This is a genomic window from Wolbachia endosymbiont (group A) of Aleiodes leptofemur, assembly GCF_964028465.1.
GTDB lineage: Bacteria > Pseudomonadota > Alphaproteobacteria > Rickettsiales > Anaplasmataceae > Wolbachia > Wolbachia pipientis.
This window is the reverse complement of record NZ_OZ034782.1, coordinates 1,224,481-1,248,814: the sequence shown is the minus strand read 5'-3', so window position 1 is coordinate 1,248,814 and position 24,334 is coordinate 1,224,481. Positions and strand designations below refer to the sequence as shown.

The window sequence follows — 24,334 nt, the reverse complement described above, 5'->3', positions numbered from 1 at the left end:
GAGAGTGTTCAGAAGATTAGCCAGTAGACCTAAAATTTCAGCTATATTCTTTAGGCTGTTTTTCAACAGTAGAATGGTGTGCTGCGACCTCTTGCTTAACATCTAAGCTTAAGTCAATTATTGAGATATTTTCTTCATCATAATCTATGTCTTTTATTAACATATCGTCAGTAATAGTCAAAAGGTCAGGCGGAGAAAGAATAGTTCTTTTATTACCAGCTCTCATTCCCACAACTCCAAGCTCTATAGCAAGTGGTATTTTTTTATCGCCAACCCTAAATTGCACTGTTTGATCTTTGACTATATATTCCCCATTATGCTCCTTTACGCTATATTTAACCGATATCTCATCACCGCACCTTACTTGTTTTCCAGTCTTGTTAATTAAGTCATTAAAAACCATCAGATTATTTACTGAGTCGGGATATTTATCCTTTACTTCGATCAGTTTGACGTAATAAGAATTAAAATTCATTTTGTTCTCATTGGCAATAGTAACTACACGCTCTCCGCCTTCTTTCATACCTATTACCCCTAAACTCACTTCTTTTAGGTCATCTTGACCTATTTTCAAAGTAACATCAGAAACTTTGCTAGGGAGTGTTGCTGAGTTATTATTAGAAATTTTATATATTTGCAATAGGACTTCCAGGCCACAAAAAGCCTTGCTGCCACTGCCTTCAGTAATTTCATAAAAATTTATTGAATCTTCTTCCTTTTGCTGCGTTATTTCTTCTAAATATTCTGTCAGCCCATGCTTTTCAATATAGCGGTCAAGTGCTGATTCAAGTATTGGCTTCACTAGGTAATGTGCTATCGTCTGTATCAAACCACCATGCGTGGCATTTATCTCATAAAGCTTGTCCTTTTTTTCCGGTTTACCTTTGTTTATATAGACAATAGTAAACACAAAAGCAGAAGTTAAAGTGAGAATCATTACTACGGAAATAAGCATTTGTAATATAATTTTTCTAACCATCTTTCTTTACTTGATTCAATAAATCATATAAATAATTAGTATCCCCTGAAAGCGCACTCAAATTATCCAAGCCTTGTTTAAAGAGGCCGTCTATATAGTCCTCTACTTCACTTTTACCAAGCACAGACATAAGATTATTTGTTTTATCTTGTTCGTAGTCTTCAATATCATCCTTAGCTTGAAAGATAAGCCCTAGATTTATTCCATAGTTATATAACGCTTTACGTTGCTTGTCTGTAGCACCCCCTATTATAGCACCTATTTCACATGAAGCTGCAAATAGTTTTGCGGTTTTCATCAAATGAATTTCTTTTATTTTATCAGCTTGGCCCGACGTCATTCCAGCGTCATACATACAGCCGTACGAATGTTGTAGTTTTAAGGTAGAAAGGGTGTCATGCAAGTAGCTGACACTGGAATCCATTTCATGTTCAGCTCCACTATCGCATGGCTTTTTGCACGAAATGCTTGTAGGCAAAGCCTTCTGGATCCCAGTGTCCGCTACTTGAATGACAGAGGGTTGGGGGCTAAAATCTATATGCTCACTGTTAATATCTAAAGCCTGTCCTCCCACCATTCCCCTAATTCCTATTGCCTGAGAAAGAACTTTTATGATCTCACAGCGTTTCTCATTTAACGAAGATAATACCTCAAAAGCCAGAGTAAGTAGTGCATCTCCGGCAAGCACTGCTGTTGCTTCATCAAATTTTTTATGGCAGCTTAGCTGGCTTCTGCGAGTATCACTGTTGTCCATGCACGGTAAATCATCGTGAATTAGAGAGTAAGCATGAACAAATTCAATTGCTGCAGCAACTGATATTACTTTTTTAGCTTCCGCGTTAAACACTCGCGATGAAGCTACGACTAAAAAGGAGCGTATATGTTTTGCAGGAGCAAGGAGTATATAACGCATAGCTGATATAAGCTTATTCTCGCTATTTTCGGGTAAGAGTTTATTTACTTCTACAATAAGCAAATTTTTTGTTGTTTCGTCTAGCATTTTTGAATTGTTAATTGTTTAGCACGTAACGCTAGCCAGCTAGGGCAGTAGAAAACTTTACTGTAGTTTACCAGTTATAAAAGATATTGCAAACATAAAAATTTTTTATAACATCAAAGAATAGGTTATTTTTTTGGTAAGAAATGTGAATAGCGAACTAGCAAAGAGCACTAGAGAAGACATAGAAGAAAAAGTGAAAAAGATTATACTAGAGCATATTAGTAAGGATGTAGAGAAATTCAACAGCTCTTCAAAGCTTTCGGAGCATGGTACAGACAGCTTAGATGCAGTTGAAATCATCATGGCAGCAGAAGAAGAGTTTGGAATAGAAATTCCAGATGAAGACGCACAAAAAATGGAAACTATGGAGCAAATAGTTGAGTACATTAATAATAAAAAAGGCTAATAGTTGGTGTTAAATGAGCAGAAGAGTAGTAGTCACTGGTGTTGGTTTAATCACTCCACTAGCGGCAGATGTTGACAACACTTGGTCAAGGCTAATAAAAAGTGAGTCTGGCATAAAAGCAATCAATACGGATAGATTTGACTCTTCTGATCTTGCTTGCAAAATTGCAGGGCAGGTGCCGTTGCAATCAGACAACATTGAGCACCATTTCAATCCACTAGATTATATTTCTGAGAAAGACTCAAAAAGGACAGATCGTTTTATCCATTACGGTATTGCAGCAGCTATTCAGGCAGTAGATGATTCATTAATTTTGGAAAGCCAAAATATCAATCGGGAACGTGTTGGTGTGACTATTGGCTCTGGTATAGGTGGTCTTCCGTCAATTCAGGAAAATGTTATTACCATGCAGGAAAAAGGGCCCAGACGTGTCAGTCCATTTTTTGTCCCTGCAAGTCTAATAAATTTGATATCTGGCCATATTTCTATTAAATACGAATTTACAGGTCCAAACGATTCAGCAGTAACCGCATGTGCAACAGGTGCGCATGCAATCATAAACTCAGCAAGAACTATAAAACTTGGTGAAGCGGATGTTATGATTGCAGGTGGAGCAGAAAGTGCACTGTGTAGAGTTGGAATTGCAGGTTTTGCATCTATGAAGGCGTTATCAACTAAATTTAACGATAAACCGGAAGAAGCTTCAAGGCCATGGGATGAAGAACGCGATGGTTTTGTTATGGGTGAAGGAGCAGGTATATTGGTGCTGGAGGAATACGAACATGCGAAAAAAAGGGGGGCAAAAATACATGCTGAACTGGTTGGGTACGGACTCACAGGAGATGCGCACCACATTACAGCACCACATCCAGAAGGAAGAGGCGCATTTAAGGCAATGCAGCTTGCTTTAAAGAGCGCACAAATTAATCCCAATCAAGTAGGGTATATCAATGCACATGGAACTTCAACGCCACTTGGAGATAAAATTGAAGTAATAGCAATGAAACAGTTATTCGGTGACTACGTTTATAAAATACCTGTTTCTTCAACTAAATCTTCTATAGGACATTTACTTGGTGCTGCAGGGAGCGTTGAAGCAATATTCAGTATTCTTGCGTTAAATAATGGAATTATTCCGCCAACCTTAAATTTACACAAGCCTTCAGAAGGATGTGATTTAAATTTTGTACCGTTTAAAGCTCAGGAGCATAAAATTCAATATGCACTTTCTAATTCGTTTGGTTTTGGTGGCACTAATGCATCGCTCATATTTGGACAAGTTTAGTTGATGTCACCCCAGTGTCTTCCTCTTGTCATTCCAGTACCCTCCTCTTGTCATGCAAGCAGCTCTCCTACTGTCATCCCAGCACGTGACACTGGGATGACAAACGGTTGTGAAAGGGAATACATATAAAAATTAAACTATCAATAGCAATTCAAAAAGAAAAAATATTCTATTCATCCCTGAAGAAGTATTTTATTGACAATTTATGAATAAAGATCAATAATGCAGAAAAGGAATTGATGGGCGTATGCATGAATTTAACCACTATTAATTGTACATTATTTGTTGTAATTACATATTTTTTGACGTGCATTATAGCTTGGTGCTTACCTTTCAAAGACATAACATTATTAACAACATTTGTTCCGGCTTCAGTTGCAATTTTGCTAACCATTTATAATAAACAGAAGGTAAGGGATCTTTTTAAACTTAGTTCGCCAAAAAACTGTCTATTAGGGTTTATACTTATTCTGGTAAGTATGCTAATTTCCAATGGTCTTTTGTCAATTTATTGCGGTTTTTCATTTTTCCGAGAGTCTTTTACGTTAGACCGTGTAAAGGATTTGAGTGCAGTTTTGAGTCCATTAGTGATGTTATTTGTTTTATTATCAACCTTTGTGATGTGGATCATTATGTCTCTTGGTGAAGAGATCGGTTGGCGTGGCTATCTTTTGAAAAATCTTAAAAGCAAAATATCAAATTTTTATATCAGAGCAATTATTGTCGGTATTATTTGGTCAGTATGGCACATACCAACTTATGTGGTTGCTGGCTCAGCTTTGTGGAAGGATGGTTTACATTCCCGAATATTTGTGCTTATACCCTTTATATTTGTGCAATGTCTATAATGTTTACCTGGTTGTTTGAAAAAGACAACTCGATTTGGCCAGTAACTATTGCTCATGCAACAAATAATCTTGTGTATAGTGTTTTGAGCATTCTAATGCCGTCTCCTCCTCTGTCAACTTTCGATGCAGTAATTCGCCTTACATTAGGAGCAGCTGGTTATTTCATTGTTGCAATTGGTGTTATTTGGTTTGATAAAGCTCGAGAGCGTCATTTGAGTAATTCATAGTATAAAATTTCGGGGGCAATTCGCATCAGGTGTCATGCAGGTAGCATGACACTGGGATGATGAGGAAGAAAAAGCAAATTTTGCCTTTTACGGTCAATCTATTATACTTAGTAAGACTTCAATAAACTAATGAATTATACTTTATATCTAATTAAATGCACAAGATATTAATAAGAAATAACTACAAACCTTTGGTCGGAAAAATCAAGATTAATGGCTCAAAAAATGCTGTTTTACCAATAATGGCAGCAAGTCTATTAAGTAGCTCCCCGGTAATTTTGCATAATGTACCTGATTTAATTGATGTGCATCTAATGTCTAAGTTGCTTGAAAGTCTTGGAGCAGAAGTGAACTTTATGCACAATAAAAATTATAAAGCGAACCATACTTTGAAAATTGACTGCAGCAATATCAACAATCACGTGATGCCATATAAAACCGCAAGTAAGCTAAGAACTTCTTTTCTAATATTGGGTCCAATGCTTAGCAGATTTGGCAAAGCGAGAACAGCATTTCCTGGTGGATGCAACATTGGAAAGCGTCCCGTTGATATGCATATTAAAGCATTAGAAGAAATGGGAGCTAAAATTGAAATTGACGGCTATAATATAATTGCAACAGTGAAAGGAAAGCTACAAGGAAAAGAAATCACATTTGAGAAAATAAGTGTTGGCGCAACAGAAAATGTAATAATGGCAGCAACATTTGCAGAAGGAGTGACAACAATAAACAATGCTGCAACTGAGCCGGAAGTTCTTGATTTAATAGATTTTCTGAAGAAAATGGGTGCTGATATTGAAATTGATAATACAAAGGTCATAATAACAGGAGTTGAAGCACTAAATGGATGTGTTCATAAAATAATACCAGATCGCATAGAAGCAGGCACCTATGCACTAGCTGCTATAATAACCGGTGGTAAGTTGGAGTTGGAAGGAATAAATCTATCTGATATAAGGTGTATTACAAATGAGTTGGAGACTATAGGAGCTATGGTTGAACTGTATGATGGAGGCATTGTTATTTCCAGAAAAAATGGCTCTATTAAGTCTGCTAACGTTGCGACAGATCCATATCCCAATTTTCCCAGTGATATGCAACCACAACTGATGTCTGCAATGTGCATCGCTGATGGGATATCAGTAATTGAAGAGAACATTTTTGAAAACAGATTTACACATGCAGATGAATTGAGAAAGTTAGGTGCTAATATCAGCATCGAGAAAAGCAAAGCTACTATAAGTGGAATAAAAAGCTTATCTGGAGCTAATCTATATGCTACTGACTTAAGATCAACAGCAGCTTTGGTGCTTGCTTCTTTGGTAGCCGGTGGAGAAACTATAATAAACAATTCACATCATTTATGGAGAGGATATGAAGCAATGCATGAAAAACTCAATTCATGTGGAGCTGATATCTCCATTTCGTCTTGAGGATATTTTATGAATGAAGCAACCAAACGAACTATAGTAAAAGAAATAGATGCAATCTTATATGAAGAACATAAGGTATTAGACCATGGATTTATTCGAGTAGTGGATTATATGGGCTCTGATAGCGCTATAGTTCAAGCTGCTCGTGTTTCTTATGGCAAGGGAACAAAACAGATAAGTCAGGATGAAGCACTTATAAAGTATTTAATGAGACATCATCATACAACTCCATTTGAAATGTGTGAAATTAAGTTTCACGTGAAACTTCCAATTTTTGTTGCAAGGCAATGGATAAGGCATAGAACTGCAAATGTGAATGAATATTCAGCAAGGTATTCAATACTTGATAATGAATTTTATACACCTAAACCAGAACAAGTTGCAAAACAATCTGACAATAATAAACAAGGTAGCGGGGAAGCTTTTGATCCAGATACCTCAAAGGAAATAATAGATTCTCTAATAAATGACTCTAATTTAGTATATTCTCATTATGAAAAATTTATTGAGCAGGGGCTTGCAAGAGAAATTGCCAGAACTAACCTAATGCTTAATTACTACACGCAATTTTATTGGAAAATAGATCTGCATAATCTCCTTCATTTTTTGAAGCTTAGAGCTGATAAGCATGCCCAATATGAAATCAGAGTTTATGCAGAAGTTATGCTGGATATAATAAAAAAATGGGTTCCACTGGCCTACAATGCCTTTGTTGAATATTGCCTAGAATCAGCCTGTATTTCAAGAACTGGTCTAGAAATAATTCGCAAATTAATTAAAGGGGAAAACGTTACTAGAGAAGAAAGTAATATTGGTAAAAGAGAATGGGGCGAGCTGATGTCTATACTTGATAAACAATCTTAAAGATAAAGGCATACGTGTCAATCTCCTCTGTCAGTTAACTCTCGTTCACCAGATTGAATCTTGCTTTTTACATCACATTAACTCATCACTTTTATAGAACATCTCATTAAAATCATTTAGAGTTCCAAAATCCTGACCCTTGATAAACAGGTGATCATTAGCAACATGTGCTTCATCAAGAGTAAACAGCTCGTAATGATGATTGTGAGCGGGCCTAACAATTTCATTATATAAAACCATTACTTGTTCGTAGTTATAGCTCTTTTTACAATAATCCGAACAGACCGTAATATGCTACTGGCCTGCTATAGCCATAAACACATATCTTATCGCATTCGGACTATTATAAGAAAGGCTATATATCCATCGCCAGCATGATATTTACCACGTACGGTATCATAAAAATTCTTTACATCATCATATGTCACTTGCAGCTCCACCTTATACTTTCCCACTTCAAGAGGACTTCCTGTCTTTATTTTTAAGGGATGTTGTGAATTTGCAACACTGTTAGAAGTTTCTGCTTCAATATCAGAATTTTTATCCATATTTTCTATCACACTTGCCATAACAGTTTCTTGTTCATCTTCTGTTGGTTTTGTTTGTTTTTCAGTCTTATTACTGCTACTGTCAGTTTCCACAGTTACTTTTTTTACTTCTATATCTTTTTGAGCTTTCTCATTACTTTGCTTGTGTATTTCATCTCCATGCAATTTTTCCTGCAGAGCTTTTTTCGTATCAGCATAATCATCACGATTGCTTTGCAAAGCTGGTTTATAACTGCTGCTATCATCCGCTTGCATTTGATCTATATAGTTAGATTCTTCTTCCTGTATAGTATTTTTTGCGTTATCCTCACCAACCGTTCCTTTCTCCCCAGACTTGGCTTCACTCTCTACCACAACTTCTTCGTCTACTTGCTCATCATCAATTGTAAATTCAGTACCTATCTGATTGCTATCTTCCTCCAATTCATTAGATAATTTTTCAGATAGCTGGTCACCACTCAAATATGGTTCCTTTGAATATTTAGCATAATTATGGGGATCGGTTCTGTTTTCTGAATAAAACCCACTTTCAAAGTCTGAGTAGGAGCTTTGATTGAGCACAAAAAATAAGTTTTCATAATTAACCAGCATATCACTATCAGGGCTAACAAAATTTAAATATTCATCGCCTTCCCATTCTGGGTGGTGTCTATACTCTGCTATGTAGTATTTACTAGAGTCGAGAGGTATCTTGTCACCTTCTTCCCCATCAAGTTGTAAAACTACTGCTGAATGCCCATTACCTAAATCATTACCTTTTACCACTTTGAATATTTTAATCTCATCCTTTTCTACAAGTTCTTTTAACTCCTCGTTCTTTTCATTTAACTCTTCCTCCCTTTGTCTTTCTGCTTCTCTCTCTCTTGCCAATCTTTCTGCTTCTTCATCAGCTTTCTTCTGCAGTTGTGAGAATACATTTTGTAATATATCTTGTGTGGTTAAGCTATTTGTGTTGCTTAAAAAATTATCTAACACATTTGATGCAATTGGTGACAATTCACCGTGATCATCAAATACTTTTTCCTTTGCTTTATCATAGTGATTTGGGTTATAGATTGCATACAGAGGATAAAAACCATAATCTGCAATTGACGCTCCGTCAGGTGATAGTTCCATTGAGAATCCATAGTAATTAAGTGGAAGATTGGAGGTTAAATATTTACCGTTATCATCCCTAACGTGTAGCTCACTTCTACCATTGTGCTCACTATATTTGTTGTAGTAGATATAAAAATTCTCATGGTTAAGATTGAAGTGATCATCTAGATTATCGAATTGAATTGTACTGCCAAGCTTCTCGCGCAAAAGATTTTTGCTTTCATCTGTAAGCTTTATATGTGCAGAAAAGTAGTATCGATCTATAGGTTCGCCTTTTTCTATTTCAAAGTTCAAAGTAATCTTGTCGTTGACCATTGGTAGCCTCCACAAATTCTATAAATCATTTTATTTATCAATCATACGGTCTGTACTATGAAAAATGTGTTAAACGTTAAGATTTTCTCTGTACCGATTCATCTATATTGCCAAGCTTAATAAAGTTACAAGCTCTTTAAAACAATGTTAAACTCAATCACTATGGCAAAAACAGTTGACGTATTACTACCACTTCCAATTGATCAGTTATTTTCATATGCAATTGAGGAAAATACTGAGATTTTACTTGGAGATTACGTAGTGGTGCCATTTGGCAAAAAACGCTTAATCGGAATAGTTTGGAAATACAGTGATAAAAGTAACCGAGAATTAAAATTTATTGAGCAAAAAATCGATTTACCAAATATTAGACCAAAATTGATTGCATTTGCAGAGTGGGTTGCACAATACAATTTAATACCTATTGGTATGCTTGCCAAAGTGATAATGGGAGGAGTGTTAAAAGTAAATCACATAGATAAATTGGTTTGTGTTGAACAAAAGCAGGAAACAAGTGAAATAAGTTGCCAATTAAGCCCTGAACAGCAGATAGCTAGTGATAAAATAATCAGCAATTTGAACGAGTATTCAGTGACTTTGCTTGACGGTGAGACAGGATCTGGAAAAACGGAAGTTTATCTCTCTGTGATTGCACAATTGATTAAGAATTACACTGCCGTTCCAAATGCTGCTCAGACTTTACCATCCCAGTGCCCAGAGACACAACTGTACGAACATTGTGATTTGGGTCTACCAAGAGGGTGTCATCCGAGTAGCCTGACACTGGGATCCAGTTTTTCATATAACCTCATTACAAATGTTTATTTTAACTTAAAACCAATACCTAATTTACAATCAAAATTCCTGGATTCCAGTGTCAAGCACTGGAATGAAACCTTTATACTCAAGGCAAAACCCACTGTAACATTTAGCATACCGTCTTTGCCACGTACTAGTATGACACCAGAATATGTTGAAATGACATCAGGAGAAGGTAATACACAAATTTTAATCCTCCTACCTGAAATTGTTTTAACTTCACAATTGGTAAATCGTGTTCGCGGTCAGATATCAAAAAACTTAGTTGAATGGCACTCAGGGCTCACTCCAAAAACTCGCCGGAATAATTGGCTCAATATAGCAAATGGAAATGCGCAGATAATTATTGGTGCACGGTCAGCGCTTTTTTTGCCTTATAAAAACCTAAAATTGATTATCGTTGATGAAGAGCACGACTCATCTTTTAAACAAGAACAGGGAATTATATATAATGCTCGAGATATGGCGATAATCTTAGCCAAATTTGAAAATATTCCGATTATTTTATCATCAGCTACTCCACTGCTTGAAACGATTCATCATGTTAAAAACGGGAATTACAATCATGTAAAGCTAACTAAACGATTTGGTGGTGCAGAATTGCCACTCATTAAAGTAGTAGATATGAGGAACAACAAGCAATGGATCTCCTCTGAGCTTTTTGAAAGCATCAAACAAACCATAGAGAAAAAACAGCAGGTTATGCTTTTTCTAAACCGCAGAGGGTATGCACAACTGGCAATTTGTAAAAAGTGTGGATATAAAATTTCCTGCTTAAATTGTGCTGTTTGGCTTACATATCACAAGAAAAAAAATGCTCTTTTGTGCCACCACTGCTCTTATCAATTGAAACTTCCAGAAAAATGCTCTAATTGCCAAAGTGAACAGCCATTGTCCCTCTACGGCATAGGAATTGAAAGGTTGCTTGAAGAAATGGTGAAATTAATACCAAACGCAAAAACTGCGATGATAAGCAGCGATCAGAAGTCGGTTAGTAACGTAATTGACTTGATATTGAAAGAAGAGGTGAACATTATAATCGGCACACAAATAATTGCTAAAGGGCACAATTTTCCCAAATTAACTTTGGTTGGAGTAATGAATGCAGATTTGAGTCTCGAAAATTCTGATTTGAGAGCAGCGGAAAAGACGTATCAATTATTGCACCAAGTTGCAGGCAGATCAGGAAGGTTTAATGAAAAAGGAATGGTAATAGTGCAAACCAATAATCCTGAAAGTTCAATAATAAAAGCATTGCTGCATCAAAAAAGAGACTCATTTTATGAAATCGAACTTAAGTCAAGACGCGAAGCCAAAATGCCACCATTTAGCAGATTAATAGCGCTTATAATCTGTGGTAAGAATCAGATTGCAACACAAAAAGCAGCGAATGAAATAGTAAAATCTCTTCTCTGTCATTCAAGTAGCTCAACTATTTGTATCCAGGAAAAAAATGTAGGTGTAGACAAAAAGGAATTTGAAATTCTTGGCCCATCACCAGCAGCGATAAATTTTTTAAATAATAAGTATCGGTATAGGGTATTATTAAAAATACACAATAAGCATAGTCTATCCATACAAAAAAAGCTGAAATATTGGATTAAAAATTGTAACTTGAATCCGAGTATTGCAGTGATAATAGATGTTGATCCTGTGAGTTTTTTTTAACGAGTTTATTTATATTCGTTAAGCCTTCTTGCCAATTACCACAACATTCTCACTGGGAAAAAAATAATCAGGTACAGCCATATTTTTCGGTGCAGGACCCCCAATTACTCGACCTGATGTATCATAATATGAACCGTGGCAAGGACAGAACCAACCATTACCATCTCTTGTAGCGTGGTCAACCGGTACACACCCAAGATGTGTACATATTCCAAGCATAATTAACCATTCGTCTTTTCCTTCGTATACTCTCTGCTCATCTAATTGAGGATCCCTCAAGCTCTTCACATTCACAGCTCTTGCAGCCTCAATTTCTTGCTTTGTGCGTCTACGAATGAATACTGGTTTACCTTGCCACTTTACTTTTACTCCGTGTCCTTCCTGAATTCCAGACAAATTCACCTCCACTGTGGAAGTTGCTAGAACTTCAGCAGAAGGATTCATAGATTTAACCAGTGGCCAAAGTCCGCTTGCAGCTCCTATACCTGCCATAGCGCATGTAGTTAATGTTATAAAATCTCTCCTACTCTTATTTTTAGTAAGATCTTTAACAGGAGGTGTTTTTTTATCCTCTTTGTCTGCCAGTGGTTTTTTATTTTTAGTTAATTTTTTGTCCATTGATCTTTACTTAGCCATAAGTATATATTTTAATTTAAATACTGCGTATTAATCAACAAAAACTTGCGCTTTTTGTTTAACCTATACTACGGTTAAGAAGCGATAGAGTTTTCAACTTCAAAAATACTATCTTCAGTGGAATCAGGATCTTCAATTTTCGCTACTGACACCACTTTTTCTCTACTTTCTGTTTTAAACAGAGTGACTCCTTGAGTGCTGCGTCCTGCAATTCTAATCTCATTGACCGAAATGCGAATTAACTTTCCTTTATCTGTAATAAGCATTATATTATCACCCTGCTCAACTGGAAAACTAGCAACAACATTACCGTTTCTGCTAGTAGTAAGAATATTGGTGATACCAACACCACCCCTGTTAGTTACTCTATACTCATACGCAGAAGTTCTTTTACCAAAGCCATTTTCAGTAATAGTTAATATAAACTCCTCATTCACTGCAAGTTTTAAGAATAATTCGTTATCTATTCCTAAATCATTCAAAGTCTTTTCCAATTTAGAATCAATGGAGTTATTAATTGCAGCCCCCAGTCTTTTTGCAAGTGGAACTTTTAAGTAAAGTTCTTTTGTTTCTGTTGCTACACCTATCCCATTTAATATGGTCATGGATATCACGCTGTCATTCTTTACAAGTTTGATACCTCTTACGCCATCTGAATTGCGACTCTTAAATTGACGCACATCACTTACAACAAATCTGATACTTTTTCCAAGCGTTGTTGAAAGTAAAACATGGTCAATTTCATTACATACCTTAACCGATACTAATTTGTCTCCTTCATCGAGCTTTATTGCTATTTTTCCATTGCTTGGAATATAGTGAAAGTCCGCTAAGGAGTTACGCCTTATGTTTCCATAGGCAGTAGCAAAAACTATGTTTTGATTTTCGTCATTTTCACTTGGCAATGGCATGATATTAGTTATAGTTTCACCATCGCTAAGCGGAAATATGTTAACAAGTGCTCTTCCACGTGCGGTTGGCTCTGCAAGAGGTAACTTATAAACTTTTAATCTATAAACTCGACCAATGTTAGAAAAGAATAAAAAGCTAGTATGGGTATTTCCAACAAATAATTCTGTGATTACATCCTCTTCTTTTAATCCCTGTCCTAGCTTTCCTTTTCCACCACGACGCTGAGTTCTGTAGTGAGAAAGTTTTACACGCTTGATATAACCATTCATAGTTACGGTTATCACCATATCCTCTTGTGGAATTAGATCTTCAGCTTCAATGTCCGCGTCTGACTCTTCTATTGAAGTTTTTCGCGGCACAGCAAATCTGTTCTTTATTTCTTGTAGATTGTTTTTTATTTCTTTCATCAACTTCTCTCCTGAGCCAAGAAAAGCGATATATTCTTTTATCAGGTTGATCATTGAACTTAGCTCAGCTTCTAATTTGTCTTTTTCAAGGCCTGTTAAACGCTGCAGTTTCATATCAAGGATAGCTTTAATTTGTAGCTCAGTTAATCTATACACTCCATCTTTCAAAAAACTTGCGCTATCTGAAATCAACTCGATAATAGTGTTGATTTCATTCGAAGTTTTCCATTCTTTATTTAAAAGTTCTCTACTTGCTTCCGCAGGATCTTTTGCACCGCGGATGATTTTTATCACTTCATCTATGCTGAGGACCGCAATGTAGAGCCCTATATATATATGAGCTTTTTCTCTCGTTTTTCTTAGACGAAATTCTGTTCTCCTGATTAACACTTCTTTTCTAAAATCAATAAAGGCCTCTATGATTTCTTTCAATGACATCAAAGCAGGCCTGTTGTTATTGAGCACTAAAGTGTTAACACTAAAACTACTTCTTAGTGGAGTTAGCCCCAATATTTGATTAAGTATAAAACTTGCTTCAGCATTTCTTTTGAGGTCAATTACTACTCTAATACCAGACTTATCGGACTCATCCCTAATTTCTGTTATACCATCAATTCTTTTTTCTTTTACAAGCTCACCTATCTTCTCAATTAATTTTACTTTATTTACCTGGTAAGGTATTTCATCAATCACTATTGCTTGCCTATCTTGTGGCAGATCTTCTATATGAGTCTTGCCTTGCACAACAATTGATCCACGACCAGTTGCAAATGCTGATCTTATTCCAGACCTTCCAAGAATTGTTCCCCCAGTTGGAAAATCCGGCCCTGGCATCACTTCAAGTAACTCATCCAAAGTAACTTCAGGATTATCTACATATAATATACAAGCATCTATTATTTCTCCAAGGTTGTGAGAAGGAATATTGGTTGCCATACCAACTGCAACACCACTTGCACCGTTTACCAATAGATTCGGAAACTCTGCAGGCAGCACAACAGGCTCTGTTTCATTTCCATCGTAGTTTGTCCTAAAATCAACTGTATCTTCATCAATATCATTCAGTAAAAAGTGTGACACTTTTTGAAGTCTTGCTTCTGTGTATCGCATTGAAGCTGGTGGATCTCCATCTATCGAACCAAAGTTACCTTGCCCATCAATAAGCGGTAAAAGAAGGGAGAAATCTTGAGCCATCCTAACCAAGGAATCGTAAATAGCTGCATCACCATGTGGGTGATATTTCCCCATTACGTCCCCAACTATACGAGCCGCTTTTTTATATGGCTTACCGGCATCGAATCCAGCTCTCGACATTGCATATAATATACGCCTATGAACAGGTTTAAATCCATCCCGCACGTCAGGTATAGCCCTGCTTATGATAACGCTCATTGCGTAGGAAAGATAAGAATCTTCCAGCTCTTTTACTATTGAGATTGGTACTATATTATCCTGCATTTTCTATACTTTAATTGAAGTAATTAATAATACTAACATTCAGTTAAGCAAATGGGCAATGACAGACTTGAACTGCCGACCTCCTCGGTGTAAACGAGATGCTCTACCAGCTGAGCTAATTGCCCCTTTAGATCTAATTCTATAGCTCAATATTATTATTGTAAACAAAAATAGCGATAAATTAGCTTTAGGTAAGCTATAAGCTTTTATGAAATCTTTGGGTGCGTGCTGTGAAGTTTTATAAATTTTAGTCTTGCTGTCACTTTGTATAAAGGTATTTTTTCACTCACATCTTTCGAAGTTGTAGCCATGTTTAACAACTTTAAGTAGAATATTGTAGCATTTTGAAAATCTGAAAGTTTATCTAGAATAACAGCTAAATTATAAGTATAAAAAATATTGTTTTCATCGAGGGAAATAGCAGTTATCATATACTCTTTACCTTTTACATAATCCTCCTTTTTCATATAGATCAGACCTAAATTTGCTAATAAAGGAGCATAATTTTTATGTATATCATACAATTTTAACATTTCACTCAACGCCAGATCAGGATCATATTGTGAGATTATCGTCAGAAAATTTTTTAATATGTAAGGGTTACTAGGGTGTTCTTTTAACAGTCTTGTGTAAATCTCTACAGCTTTTTTGTATTCTTTATTAGCGTAATAAATATTTCCCAATCCAATTAAAGCATTTTTATGATAAGGAAACTTTGCAATGATCTGATTAAGGAGAGAAATAGCTGTTTCATTATCTCCTGATTCAAAGGAATCTTTTGCTTTTTTTAAAGTAGAGTATATGTCAAAACTCTTGCCAGAATTCTGCGCAATTTTGATGTTAAATTTATCACTTTTTCTCTCAATAACATCAAGATCTTTATATTTTTTATCAGCTTTTATATGCTTGACAACACTATCAAAGGCCTTCTGTATCTCCAAATTTTCACTAGCATAGGTAACAGAAGACCTCCATAAAATCACAACGCAAATTAACATGCAGATAAACATAGGTCCTAGTGTTGTGGCATTGGCTGCAGCGTGTAACCAGTAAACCTTATTTCTTTGAGCTATATGCAACACATTACAAATTCATAAATGCTAAATTACCTATCTCATACAATAATAAAGATATTATTAATTAGCGGGACGAACATGCTGTGTAGCCTTTCAGAATGCATTTATCTTTTGTCTTCCATATTTCGCTTTATTTCCACAAAAATGCTTCAATTTATCTTAACATTTTGTCAACTACCTTTGTAGATTTAAAAGGGCATTTTTACATATTCCATATGGCTGCCAGTTGCACCCCTCACATGCGTACTCGAATTTCTCTAAAGACATTTTCTCCCTAATCTTTTCTACCGCTTCACTCCAGGTCAAAGTCTCGCCAATTTTAATTCCTAAAATTTCCATATGCCTTCTATCTAGCTCTAAAACTTTAGCTTGTGTGGTGCATTTACCTTGTTTAGTCTGATTTGGACAAGCACTACAGATATTATCAAGGTTACCAACTACTTCGATTTGAGTACTAATTACTTTGCTTGCTATCCTTTTATAATTTTCTACAAAACCCTGAGAATACCCATATCCCCGAAACGCGAGGGTGCACATAAAATGATGAGGGCGAAATTTTATCATTTTTTCAAATATTGCAAAGCTGCTACAAGTAGAAAAATTTTTATCAAACCAGGAAGGATAAATGGTAAAACACCCACCATTATTGCTTGTTCCAGACCCAAGTAAACAGCAAGCCAACTAACACCACAAATAAAGATTACAACTGTACCAGCCAGACAACTTAAAGAATTACATACAAATGATTTATACTTAGAGTTCAGTAATTCATTTACTTTGCTCATTACCATAACAGCAGCTAAACAGCCAATTAAATATCCACCTGTTGGTCCAAGGAGAGCGTGATAACCACCAGAAAAATTTGCAAGAACAGGCAATCCTGCTGCACCAAGTGATAGATATGTAAGCACAGAATAGAATGCTGTTCTGCGGTTAAATTTAAGCCCAATAAGCATTACTCCTAAAGTTTGCAATGTGATAGGCACAGGCTGCAATGGTATACTTATTTGAGCCATCAAGAATAAAAGTAAAACGCAAGACAATATTTCAGCCAGTGTTGATCTGCTGCTAGATTGTGTTATAAACATACCTTCCCAATAAAAATAACTTATTAAATGTAATATATGTGTATGAGAGGTTTTGCAATTTAAATTTTGCTTATATTGTGCTACAATGAATTATTTATGCACTATTAAATTAAAAATGATGAGTAAACAAGATCTATTATCGTTGATGAAAGCAAGACACAGCGGACGTTCATACGATCCTACAAGAGCAATATCTCAGGAAGACATGGATATTTTAATGGAAGCTGTAAGGCTGACTCCCTCATGTTTTGGTGATGAACCCTGGAGATACGTAATATGCAACAAACAGAACAATCAAAGCGCATGGGAAAAGCTGCTAAATTGCCTTGATGAATCTAATCAAAAGTGGGCAAAAGATGCACAAGTGTTAATCATATCTTTAAGCGCTAAGAATTTCCGCAAATCTGATAAAGGTGAAAATTTTTGGGCTAATCACGATACTGGTGCAGCGAATTATGGACTTATGTTACAAGCTGCAGTTATGAACTTAATGGCCCATCAAATGGGTGGATTTGATAGAGATAAAATAGTGAAAGAGTTCAATATACCCAATGACTTTAACGTAATGTCAGTGATAGCGGTTGGTTACGAAGAAGAGGGCGCTGAAACAAGTAAGAAAAAAAGGAGACCAATAGAAGAAATGTTTTTTTATGATGAGTGGCCAAGGTCCTGAAAATTTTATCAAAATGCACGGCACTGGTAACAACTTCGTTATCATAGACTCACGTTCAACAAACAATTTAGACTGGAACCATAGACAAATTGCTGATCAAAGCAGTTGTGATCAAGTGATAATTATAACAATGTCTAATGCTGCAGACTGTTTTATGCATATCTATAATGCTGATGGCAGTCGAGCTGAAATGTGCGGAAACGCAGCACGCTGTGTTGGATATTTGATAATGTCAGAAAAAGGTACTGAGTATATCACTATTGAGCTGGTAAACAAACGCATTTTAGAGTGTTTTAAAGTGGGTGATAAATCCATAAAGGTTAACATGGGCAAACCTTTGCTAAAATGGCATGAAATTCCCTTGTCTACTGAGTGTGACACTCTTCACTTACCTATAGAGCTTGAAATGCTAAAAGATCCTGTTGCAGTAAATATTGGTAATCCTCACATAGTTTTTTTTGTTGATAACGTAAATGAAATAGCATTGCAAAGTTTAGGATCAAAGTTGGAAAGTCACGTATTATTTCCTCAGAAAATTAATATTAGTATTGCACAAGTTGAAAAGTCTGGAGAAATAGCTTTAAGAGTTTGGGAAAGAGGTACAGGCATTACTGCATCATGCGGTAGTGCAGCCTGTGCAGCACTTGTTGCATCCACACTACGTGGATATCTGGTTGCCCAACAGACTTCAGTAAATTTACCAGGAGGCAAGTTATTAATCGAATGGGCAAATAACGTATTCATGACCGGTGATATAGGGTTTTTGTGACCCTAATTCTAGTGATGCATTACTTCCAATACCTTCTTACCAATTACTGCAGGGGTTTCAGCAATTGCAATTCCGGCACTCCGCATAACTTCTAGTTTTGCACCAGCACTTCCACCGCTGGAGGAGATGATTGCTCCAGCGTGTCCCATACGTCTTCCTGGAGGTGCCGTTTGGCCTGCTACAAAACCAACGATTGGCTTTTTAGTTTTTTCTGTTTTCACAAAATGTGATACATCTTCTTCTTCGTTTCCACCTATTTCACCAATAACTACAATACCATGAGTATCGTCATCTTTTAAAAAGAGCTCCATACAGTCGACAAATGTCATACCATGAATTGGATCCCCCCCAATTCCGATACACGTGGATTGACCAAGACCAACAGCGGTTGTTTGTGCTACTGCCTCGTAAGTTAAAGTTCCGGAGCGAGACATAATTCCTATGTGTCCACGCTTATGGATATGGCCAGGCATAATTCCTATTTTGCATTCTTCAGGTATAATAATTCCCGGACAGTTGGGACCAATCAATCGACTTTTTGAGCCGATAAGCGCACGCTTAACTTTCACCATATCAAGTATAGGAATGCCCTCTGTAATACAAATTATCAATTCTATTTTTGCATCTATTGCTTCAAGTATTGCAGCAGCAGCAAATTTAGCAGGTACATATATAACTGTAGCATTTGCACCGGTTTTTTCTTTGGCTTCTGCTACAGTATTAAAAACCGGTAAATTAAGGTGAGTGCTCCCACCCTTTCCAGGAGTTACACCTCCCACCATTTTCGTTCCGTAATCAATTGCTTGCTCTGAATGAAATGTGCCTTGTGCACCAGTAAAACCCTGGCATATTAATCTTGTATCTTTGTTTACTAAAACGGACATGCTTTATTTTACCTCTTTTACTATCTTTTGCGCAGCTTCATCTAGCTCATCTGCAGCAATAATATTTAATCCTGACTCTTCTAAAATTTTTTTTCCTTCTTCAAAATTAGTACCTGATAATCTAACCACTAGAGGAACTTTAATGCTCATTTCTTTTGCAGCCGCAACAATTCCACTTGCGATAATATCGCAACGCATTATACCACCAAATATGTTAACCAGAATTCCTTTTACGTTGCTATCAGACAATATGATTTTAAATGCTTCAGTTACAGTTTCTTTACTCGCTCCACCACCAACATCCAAAAAGTTAGCAGGCTCTGCTCCGTAGTATTTTATTATATCCATTGTTGCCATAGCAAGACCTGCACCATTTACCATGCAACCAATACTGCCATCCATTTTGATGTAACTGAGCCCATACTTTGAAGCCTCTATCTCTTCTTTCACTTCCTCATCATAATCACGAAGTTCCATAATTTCTGGGTGACGATATAAAGCATTATCATCGAAATTAATTTTTGCATCGAGCGCAATAAAATCTCCAGAATTTGTTTCAACCAGTGGATTAATTTCAATTTGGCTCGCATCAGTTGCAATAAACGCATCATATATTTTTTTTGCAATGTTCGATATCTTTTCTATTTGTTCTGGACTCAAATGAAAACTGCTGCTTAACTTGCTGCTATCAAAACTTGTAGCAGGATCAATATCAAATTTCACAATTTTTGCAGGAGAATTTTTTGCCACTTCTTCGATGTCCATTCCACCTTCTGAGGAAAATATGAATATTGGCCTACTGAGCTTCGGGTCGATTACCAGGCTTAAATAATACTCTTTCTTAATGCTTGAGCCTTCTTCAACGTACACTTTTCTTACTTGCTGCCCGCTTGGCCCTGTTTGATGAGTAACTAAAGTCATACCAATCATGTCCTTTACAAACTGTTGAGCTTCTTCAACTGACTTTGCTAGCTTTACGCCACCGGCTTTACCCCTACCACCTGCATGAATTTGAGCTTTAACTACAAACACGTCAGATTTTAATTGACTTACTTGAGTCTTTACTTCTTCTGCAGATGTAGCAACAAAACCTTTTGGCACTGGGACATTAAATTTATGCAAAACTTCTTTCGCTTGATATTCGTGAATATTCATAAAATAACCAATGATAAACTATTAACTTGAGTACAAACTACCAACCATAACGTTGCCTTCTGCACTCTTGTTGGTACCTCTTTTTTTTAGCTTCAGCTTTCTTTTTAGCTCTTTTTTCTGATTTTTTTTCATGATATTGTTTTTTCATTTTCAACCCTCTTCCTTCCTTTTGAATTGTTTTTTTCAATACTGGAAGAGCTCTGTCTACATCACCATAATGGACTGATACTTCTATCAAACTCTATACCTCCTTCGGTAATCATTTCAAAATCTATTTATAAATTAGAAAATTAACATTGTCAATTATTTTATAAACTTGAGCGTTAAAATGTAATATGCCATAATTTACATGGTAAATAATGTCATTCCAGTGTCAGCTACTTGCTTACTGATGGAGATTGCTCTTATGTTACAGCGTTCTTACAATTATACTAACATCGGGGCGGAGAGATTTGAACTCCCGACCCTTTGGTCCCAAACCAAATGCGCTACCAGGCTGCGCTACGCCCCGACTTCTTTACTCAGAGTATCAATAACTCAGGCAAAATGCAAGATTCATTTGTTTACTTTAGAAAAAATATAATATGAGATTTAATATTATCTTAGAATATGTTTTTTATTAGCTCCTCTTTAACAACAGACTGCTTCGTAGAAAGTCTACAGGGTTTTTGTGCGCGCAACACTGAACCAGATTTCTTTATGACCCAAACCTTAGCCATATTTAAAAATCTAGCTACACCAATTGGTGAAAGTGAGTGCAGCAACTACAGCAGTATCGACCCTTAAAATTCTTTTTCCTAGACTCAATTTTTGACAAAACTTATCGGCAAGATCAAGTTCATAAGATGAAAAACCACCTTCAGGACCAACAATAATAGCAACATTTTTTTTGCCTTTCAGCACTTTGTCAGCTTTACCTGTTTCATCACACAAAACAAAATTTTTACTTTGGGAATCAGGTAACTCACAAAAGTTAATAGGAGGCAAAATCTCTGGTATACTTATCCTACCTGATTGTTCCGCTGCTTCGATTGCTTGTAATTTTGCTCTACTTAGGTTAATATTTTTTACCACTGTACGTTCTGTTGAAATAAATTGAATGCAGATTACTCCCATTTCAGTTGCCTGTCTTACTATGTTGTTCAAAGCAGCACTTTTTACCATGGCACAATACAGGTATAAATTTTCCTCATATTGCTGTTGTTTAGTGCATTCTTTGGGTGTAACTTCTGTCAATTTACGCGATATATTAACTACTTCTCCTAACCATTCTCCATCTTTTCCATTAAAAAGAGAGAGATTATCATACTTCTTAAGCCGCATTACATTGCAAATATAGTGACTTTGTTGTGGATTAAGTGCTAAACTCACGCCTTGTGATAAAGCTTCTTCAACATAGAGCCTAATTTTTCCCATTCAAAACTTTAATTATATTCTACTTGAGTGACTCTTACGGGATTTGAACCCGTGTTACCACCGTGAAAGGGTGGTGTCCTAACCACTAGACGAAAGAGTCAACTTGAATCTAACTAGGTTATATCGATTACATATATAAAGTCAATTCAATTATTTTGAATCACATAGTTAGAGGGATATATCAGTAATCTTATATCGACAGCCTCCTATTACTCCATGCTCAATACTCACTGAACCTATCTCAGATTTAGGAGCTAATTCTAATTGTTGTTCAACTTTTGTATCGGAATCATAGCCAGAATCGTAGCCAGAATCTCTACGCTCATATTTCTGCCTTATTTCTTCTACACTAAAGCCAGCCTTGGTCTTAATTTTTTGATCATTAGTCTGTTGCTGACTTATCGACTTATTAGCACTTAGCTCATTTAGCTTCACTTGCCAATCATTCACTTTATCTTGCACTAACCCATGGCAAGTTCCAGAATTAGCTTTTATGTCTTTTGCTTTTCTTTCTGCTCTTTTCTTGGACAAATCTACCCTAGCATAAATAGGTTCTGACGACTGTTCTGGCTCTTTCTGTTTTAGGCTAGTAGGCTTTTTTGTTCTGAAAGATCATCTATAGTGCAATAAATAGGTTCTTCTGATATACTCAAATAACCACTATCTTCCAATGATAAATTTTCAGTGGATTTTTTATGTGAATCATATATTTCAGCATAAATAGATTCTTCTGATACACTCAAATAACCATTCTCCCCTAATGAGTTACTAACCTTAGCATCATACACCTCAGCGTAAATTGGCTCTTTTGAAGGCAAAGCATCATAATTAGTGCTCTTTGGCTTATACTCAAAAGTTCTAGAAGGTTTTTGAGGTGGTATTACATTGTTGTTCACCTCAGCGTACATAGTTATTGGCTCATATTCAGAGGTTCTAGGAGGTTTTTGTTGTATAGCTTCAACATTCAAATCATCTGTAGAATAATACTCTGCGCCTTTTCCTAGTAAAAAGGAAACTGTGGGGTGAAGAATTATCTCTGCTGGTAAGTTTTTCTCACTATCCAATTTTAGATTTTTTGATTCTGCTAAACTCTCAATAACACGAATTATAACATTCTTTCCATTCTCATCTATTGAGTGGATATCAGCTCCACGATTAATCAGCAATTCCATTATTTTGTGATCTGTAGCATGTCCTAAAGCCTGATTTAAAGCTTGATTATTATTTATATCAAATGATCCTGTATTCTTGAGAGACATAGTCTTTGAAAAGAATTTTCTAAAACTATTTAATGCATCATAGAGAATTAGAGTCAGTTTAACACCTTTTATGTCATTGTTTTTGACAGATTTAATTAAAAAATTATCTATTATGCCCATGATTATACCCCCTATATAAAAGCTCACTACCATGGTACAATTTTAAACTATGATGATTTATTTTCTACTAATAGCAGCTCTCTATAACCACTTAACAAGTGGTGGCATTGACATCATAATTGCATCTGGATTGCCGTCAGTCATTAAACCAAACCTTGTGCCACGATCGTATAACAGATTGAATTCTACATATCTGCCACGTTTTATTAATTGATTTTCTCGTTGTTCTTTTGTCCAAGATTTTTGTATATGTTTACGTATGATGTGCAAATAAATTTCCAAAAAGGCTTCACCTACTGCTTTTGTGAACTCAAAATCGTTTTTCCAGTTGCTAGAACTCAGATTATCATAGAAAATGCCACCAATACCACGCGGCTCTTTTCTGTGTTGTAAGAAAAAATAGTTGTCACATTGCTCTTTAAATTTTGGATAATATCCGGTGTCAAATCTATCACATGTCATTTTGATTGATTCATGAATATACTTGCAATCTTCTTCATTTCTATATATTGGCGTAAAATCCATTCCTCCACCAAACCATTGTTTTGAAGTATATATCAGCCTTGTGTTCATATGTGCTGCAGGGATAAGGGGCGATTGCATATGAGACACTAAAGATATACCGCTTGCCCAGAACTCTCCGTTACTTTCACTTGCACCAGGAATTTCATTAATGGCTGAATCTGCAAATTTTCCGTGTACTTTTGAAACGTTTACTCCAACTTTTTCAAAAACATTACCAAAAATAATTGTAGATTCACCACCTCCACCACCTGGGCGATCCCACTTTCTCTTTTCGATTTTTGGCTCTGCGGATGATTGTTTTTCAATTAATAAGAAAGATTCTATAATCTTATCTCTTAGTGCACAGAACCATTTAAATGCTTGTGTTTTTTGTTTTTCCATAATATCCTCTTGCTAGCTTATTAACATTGTTATATCTGATATTTAAGGAACTTAATTAGATTTGGATGATAATTATCTATCAAAG

26 protein-coding genes, 3 tRNA genes and 1 pseudogene are annotated in these 24,334 nt (G+C 35.9%); 11 read left to right on the top strand and 19 right to left on the bottom strand.

All coding sequences use genetic code 11. The features are described 5' to 3' along the window. Positions 1 to 37 precede the first annotated feature (37 nt). The gene (locus ABWU67_RS06660; RefSeq protein WP_010963087.1) at positions 38 to 979 is read right to left on the bottom strand and encodes an FKBP-type peptidyl-prolyl cis-trans isomerase; all 942 of its coding nucleotides are present in this window, start codon (positions 977 to 979) and stop codon (positions 38 to 40) included. After that, positions 972 to 1,979: a polyprenyl synthetase family protein gene (locus tag ABWU67_RS07285; RefSeq protein WP_010082029.1), complete on the bottom strand. Its 1,008-nt coding sequence runs from the start codon at positions 1,977 to 1,979 to the stop codon at positions 972 to 974. The genes ABWU67_RS06660 and ABWU67_RS07285 overlap by 8 nt, the downstream gene beginning before the upstream one ends. Positions 1,980 to 2,124: 145 nt before the next feature. Here ABWU67_RS07285 and acpP point away from each other — a divergent pair, with 145 nt between their 5' ends. The 7 genes from acpP (at position 2,125) to thyX (ending at position 7,042) form a co-directional block, all read left to right on the top strand. Beyond that, positions 2,125 to 2,385 (top strand): acyl carrier protein, encoded by a 261-nt coding sequence (acpP, locus tag ABWU67_RS06640; RefSeq protein ID WP_006279836.1) that lies wholly within the window; start codon positions 2,125 to 2,127, stop codon positions 2,383 to 2,385. Between the two features lie 13 nt (positions 2,386 to 2,398). Then, the gene (fabF, locus tag ABWU67_RS06635; protein WP_010082030.1) at positions 2,399 to 3,670 is read left to right on the top strand and encodes a beta-ketoacyl-ACP synthase II; all 1,272 of its coding nucleotides are present in this window, start codon (positions 2,399 to 2,401) and stop codon (positions 3,668 to 3,670) included. Positions 3,671 to 3,673: 3 nt separating this feature from the next. Next, complete coding sequence (locus ABWU67_RS06630) at positions 3,674 to 3,799, top strand: hypothetical protein (protein ID WP_255322260.1); 126 nt, start codon at positions 3,674 to 3,676, stop codon at positions 3,797 to 3,799. Positions 3,800 to 4,053: 254 nt separating this feature from the next. Continuing rightward, the gene (locus ABWU67_RS06625; protein ID WP_353281983.1) at positions 4,054 to 4,518 is read left to right on the top strand and encodes a CPBP family intramembrane glutamic endopeptidase; all 465 of its coding nucleotides are present in this window, start codon (positions 4,054 to 4,056) and stop codon (positions 4,516 to 4,518) included. Beyond that, a complete protein-coding gene (locus ABWU67_RS06620) occupies positions 4,518 to 4,745 on the top strand; it encodes a hypothetical protein (RefSeq protein ID WP_264373619.1) in 228 nt (75 codons plus the stop codon). Before ABWU67_RS06625 ends, ABWU67_RS06620 begins: the two co-directional genes overlap by 1 nt. Before the next feature lie 155 nt (positions 4,746 to 4,900). Next, on the top strand, positions 4,901 to 6,178 hold the full coding sequence (gene murA, locus ABWU67_RS06615; protein WP_006279833.1) for a UDP-N-acetylglucosamine 1-carboxyvinyltransferase: 1,278 nt from the start codon (positions 4,901 to 4,903) through the stop codon (positions 6,176 to 6,178). Between the two features lie 9 nt (positions 6,179 to 6,187). After that, positions 6,188 to 7,042, top strand: coding sequence for an FAD-dependent thymidylate synthase (gene thyX, locus ABWU67_RS06610; RefSeq protein ID WP_010082033.1), 855 nt, complete (start codon positions 6,188 to 6,190; stop codon positions 7,040 to 7,042). A 72-nt stretch (positions 7,043 to 7,114) separates the two neighbouring features. Here thyX and ABWU67_RS06605 read toward each other — a convergent pair. After that, positions 7,115 to 7,300: pseudogene (locus ABWU67_RS06605) on the bottom strand (hypothetical protein); the annotation flags it as partial. Here ABWU67_RS06605 and ABWU67_RS06600 point away from each other — a divergent pair. Continuing rightward, a complete protein-coding gene (locus ABWU67_RS06600) occupies positions 7,286 to 7,420 on the top strand; it encodes a hypothetical protein (protein WP_353281981.1) in 135 nt (44 codons plus the stop codon). The pseudogene ABWU67_RS06605 and the gene ABWU67_RS06600 sit on opposite strands and share 15 nt — an antisense overlap. Here ABWU67_RS06600 and ABWU67_RS06595 read toward each other — a convergent pair. Then, positions 7,369 to 9,003, bottom strand: a complete 1,635-nt coding sequence (locus ABWU67_RS06595) for a hypothetical protein (protein WP_353281980.1) — start codon at positions 9,001 to 9,003, stop codon at positions 7,369 to 7,371. The two genes, ABWU67_RS06600 and ABWU67_RS06595, sit on opposite strands and share 52 nt — an antisense overlap. Positions 9,004 to 9,147: 144 nt before the next feature. On the opposite strand from ABWU67_RS06595, the gene priA reads away from it, so the two are divergent. Further along, positions 9,148 to 11,490 carry a primosomal protein N' gene (gene priA, locus ABWU67_RS06590; RefSeq protein ID WP_353281979.1) on the top strand — a complete coding sequence of 781 codons (2,343 nt, stop codon included), beginning with the start codon at positions 9,148 to 9,150 and terminating at the stop codon, positions 11,488 to 11,490. An 18-nt stretch (positions 11,491 to 11,508) separates the two neighbouring features. On the opposite strand, the gene petA is transcribed toward priA, so the two are convergent. From petA to ABWU67_RS06560, 6 genes are all read right to left on the bottom strand, one after another. Further along, positions 11,509 to 12,108: a ubiquinol-cytochrome c reductase iron-sulfur subunit gene (petA, locus tag ABWU67_RS06585; RefSeq protein WP_010963095.1), complete on the bottom strand. Its 600-nt coding sequence runs from the start codon at positions 12,106 to 12,108 to the stop codon at positions 11,509 to 11,511. 92 nt (positions 12,109 to 12,200) lie between these two features. After that, positions 12,201 to 14,903 (bottom strand): DNA topoisomerase (ATP-hydrolyzing) subunit A, encoded by a 2,703-nt coding sequence (gyrA, locus tag ABWU67_RS06580; protein WP_353281978.1) that lies wholly within the window; start codon positions 14,901 to 14,903, stop codon positions 12,201 to 12,203. 52 nt (positions 14,904 to 14,955) lie between these two features. Continuing rightward, positions 14,956 to 15,028, bottom strand: a tRNA-Val gene (locus tag ABWU67_RS06575). A gap of 81 nt (positions 15,029 to 15,109) precedes the next feature. Further along, a complete protein-coding gene (locus ABWU67_RS06570; RefSeq protein ID WP_007548480.1) occupies positions 15,110 to 15,985 on the bottom strand; it encodes a tetratricopeptide repeat protein in 876 nt (291 codons plus the stop codon). A gap of 168 nt (positions 15,986 to 16,153) precedes the next feature. Then, entirely contained in the window at positions 16,154 to 16,543 is a 390-nt protein-coding gene (locus tag ABWU67_RS06565) for a DUF1284 domain-containing protein (RefSeq protein WP_209472357.1), read from the bottom strand. Beyond that, positions 16,540 to 17,067, bottom strand: a complete 528-nt coding sequence (locus ABWU67_RS06560; RefSeq protein WP_151807512.1) for a biotin transporter BioY — start codon at positions 17,065 to 17,067, stop codon at positions 16,540 to 16,542. The genes ABWU67_RS06565 and ABWU67_RS06560 overlap by 4 nt, the downstream gene beginning before the upstream one ends. Positions 17,068 to 17,152: 85 nt before the next feature. Between ABWU67_RS06560 and ABWU67_RS06555 the strand changes: the two genes are divergently transcribed. After that, a complete protein-coding gene (locus ABWU67_RS06555; protein ID WP_264329414.1) occupies positions 17,153 to 17,740 on the top strand; it encodes a nitroreductase family protein in 588 nt (195 codons plus the stop codon). Continuing rightward, positions 17,721 to 18,509, top strand: a complete 789-nt coding sequence (gene dapF, locus ABWU67_RS06550; protein WP_353282240.1) for a diaminopimelate epimerase — start codon at positions 17,721 to 17,723, stop codon at positions 18,507 to 18,509. The genes ABWU67_RS06555 and dapF overlap by 20 nt, the downstream gene beginning before the upstream one ends. Before the next feature lie 8 nt (positions 18,510 to 18,517). Here the strand turns inward: dapF and sucD are convergent, their stop codons facing one another. The 9 genes from sucD to hemF all read right to left on the bottom strand — a co-directional run bounded on the left by sucD (position 18,518) and on the right by hemF (position 24,249). After that, a complete protein-coding gene (gene sucD, locus ABWU67_RS06545) occupies positions 18,518 to 19,393 on the bottom strand; it encodes a succinate--CoA ligase subunit alpha (RefSeq protein ID WP_341821949.1) in 876 nt (291 codons plus the stop codon). Between the two features lie 3 nt (positions 19,394 to 19,396). Then, positions 19,397 to 20,548: an ADP-forming succinate--CoA ligase subunit beta gene (gene sucC, locus ABWU67_RS06540; RefSeq protein WP_006279820.1), complete on the bottom strand. Its 1,152-nt coding sequence runs from the start codon at positions 20,546 to 20,548 to the stop codon at positions 19,397 to 19,399. 37 nt (positions 20,549 to 20,585) lie between these two features. Next, the gene (rpsU, locus tag ABWU67_RS06535; protein WP_006279819.1) at positions 20,586 to 20,786 is read right to left on the bottom strand and encodes a 30S ribosomal protein S21; all 201 of its coding nucleotides are present in this window, start codon (positions 20,784 to 20,786) and stop codon (positions 20,586 to 20,588) included. Positions 20,787 to 20,985: 199 nt separating this feature from the next. Then, a tRNA-Pro gene (locus ABWU67_RS06530) sits at positions 20,986 to 21,059 on the bottom strand. Between the two features lie 218 nt (positions 21,060 to 21,277). Then, entirely contained in the window at positions 21,278 to 21,964 is a 687-nt protein-coding gene (locus ABWU67_RS06525; protein WP_006279818.1) for a 16S rRNA (uracil(1498)-N(3))-methyltransferase, read from the bottom strand. A gap of 28 nt (positions 21,965 to 21,992) precedes the next feature. Beyond that, positions 21,993 to 22,064 (bottom strand) — tRNA-Glu (locus tag ABWU67_RS06520). A gap of 68 nt (positions 22,065 to 22,132) precedes the next feature. Further along, positions 22,133 to 22,495: a hypothetical protein gene (locus ABWU67_RS06515; protein WP_223823129.1), complete on the bottom strand. Its 363-nt coding sequence runs from the start codon at positions 22,493 to 22,495 to the stop codon at positions 22,133 to 22,135. Positions 22,496 to 22,545: 50 nt separating this feature from the next. Further along, a complete protein-coding gene (locus ABWU67_RS06510) occupies positions 22,546 to 23,343 on the bottom strand; it encodes a hypothetical protein (RefSeq protein ID WP_244663027.1) in 798 nt (265 codons plus the stop codon). Between the two features lie 81 nt (positions 23,344 to 23,424). Beyond that, a complete protein-coding gene (gene hemF, locus ABWU67_RS06505) occupies positions 23,425 to 24,249 on the bottom strand; it encodes an oxygen-dependent coproporphyrinogen oxidase (RefSeq protein WP_341822006.1) in 825 nt (274 codons plus the stop codon). Positions 24,250 to 24,334 lie beyond the last annotated feature (85 nt).

Coding starts and splice junctions, on each gene's coding strand:
- ABWU67_RS06660 (WP_010963087.1), bottom strand. CDS start 979: ATGGTTAGAAAAATTATATTACAAATGCTTATTTCCGTAGTAATGATT.
- ABWU67_RS07285 (WP_010082029.1), bottom strand. CDS start 1,979: ATGCTAGACGAAACAACAAAAAATTTGCTTATTGTAGAAGTAAATAAA.
- fabF (WP_010082030.1), top strand. CDS start 2,399: ATGAGCAGAAGAGTAGTAGTCACTGGTGTTGGTTTAATCACTCCACTA.
- ABWU67_RS06630 (WP_255322260.1), top strand. CDS start 3,674: ATGTCACCCCAGTGTCTTCCTCTTGTCATTCCAGTACCCTCCTCTTGT.
- ABWU67_RS06620 (WP_264373619.1), top strand. CDS start 4,518: ATGTTTACCTGGTTGTTTGAAAAAGACAACTCGATTTGGCCAGTAACT.
- murA (WP_006279833.1), top strand. CDS start 4,901: ATGCACAAGATATTAATAAGAAATAACTACAAACCTTTGGTCGGAAAA.
- thyX (WP_010082033.1), top strand. CDS start 6,188: ATGAATGAAGCAACCAAACGAACTATAGTAAAAGAAATAGATGCAATC.
- ABWU67_RS06595 (WP_353281980.1), bottom strand. CDS start 9,003: ATGGTCAACGACAAGATTACTTTGAACTTTGAAATAGAAAAAGGCGAA.
- priA (WP_353281979.1), top strand. CDS start 9,148: ATGTTAAACTCAATCACTATGGCAAAAACAGTTGACGTATTACTACCA.
- petA (WP_010963095.1), bottom strand. CDS start 12,108: ATGGACAAAAAATTAACTAAAAATAAAAAACCACTGGCAGACAAAGAG.
- gyrA (WP_353281978.1), bottom strand. CDS start 14,903: ATGCAGGATAATATAGTACCAATCTCAATAGTAAAAGAGCTGGAAGAT.
- ABWU67_RS06565 (WP_209472357.1), bottom strand. CDS start 16,543: ATGATAAAATTTCGCCCTCATCATTTTATGTGCACCCTCGCGTTTCGG.
- ABWU67_RS06560 (WP_151807512.1), bottom strand. CDS start 17,067: ATGTTTATAACACAATCTAGCAGCAGATCAACACTGGCTGAAATATTG.
- ABWU67_RS06555 (WP_264329414.1), top strand. CDS start 17,153: ATGAATTATTTATGCACTATTAAATTAAAAATGATGAGTAAACAAGAT.
- dapF (WP_353282240.1), top strand. CDS start 17,721: ATGAGTGGCCAAGGTCCTGAAAATTTTATCAAAATGCACGGCACTGGT.
- sucD (WP_341821949.1), bottom strand. CDS start 19,393: ATGTCCGTTTTAGTAAACAAAGATACAAGATTAATATGCCAGGGTTTT.
- sucC (WP_006279820.1), bottom strand. CDS start 20,548: ATGAATATTCACGAATATCAAGCGAAAGAAGTTTTGCATAAATTTAAT.
- ABWU67_RS06525 (WP_006279818.1), bottom strand. CDS start 21,964: ATGGGAAAAATTAGGCTCTATGTTGAAGAAGCTTTATCACAAGGCGTG.
- ABWU67_RS06510 (WP_244663027.1), bottom strand. CDS start 23,343: ATGGGCATAATAGATAATTTTTTAATTAAATCTGTCAAAAACAATGAC.
- hemF (WP_341822006.1), bottom strand. CDS start 24,249: ATGGAAAAACAAAAAACACAAGCATTTAAATGGTTCTGTGCACTAAGA.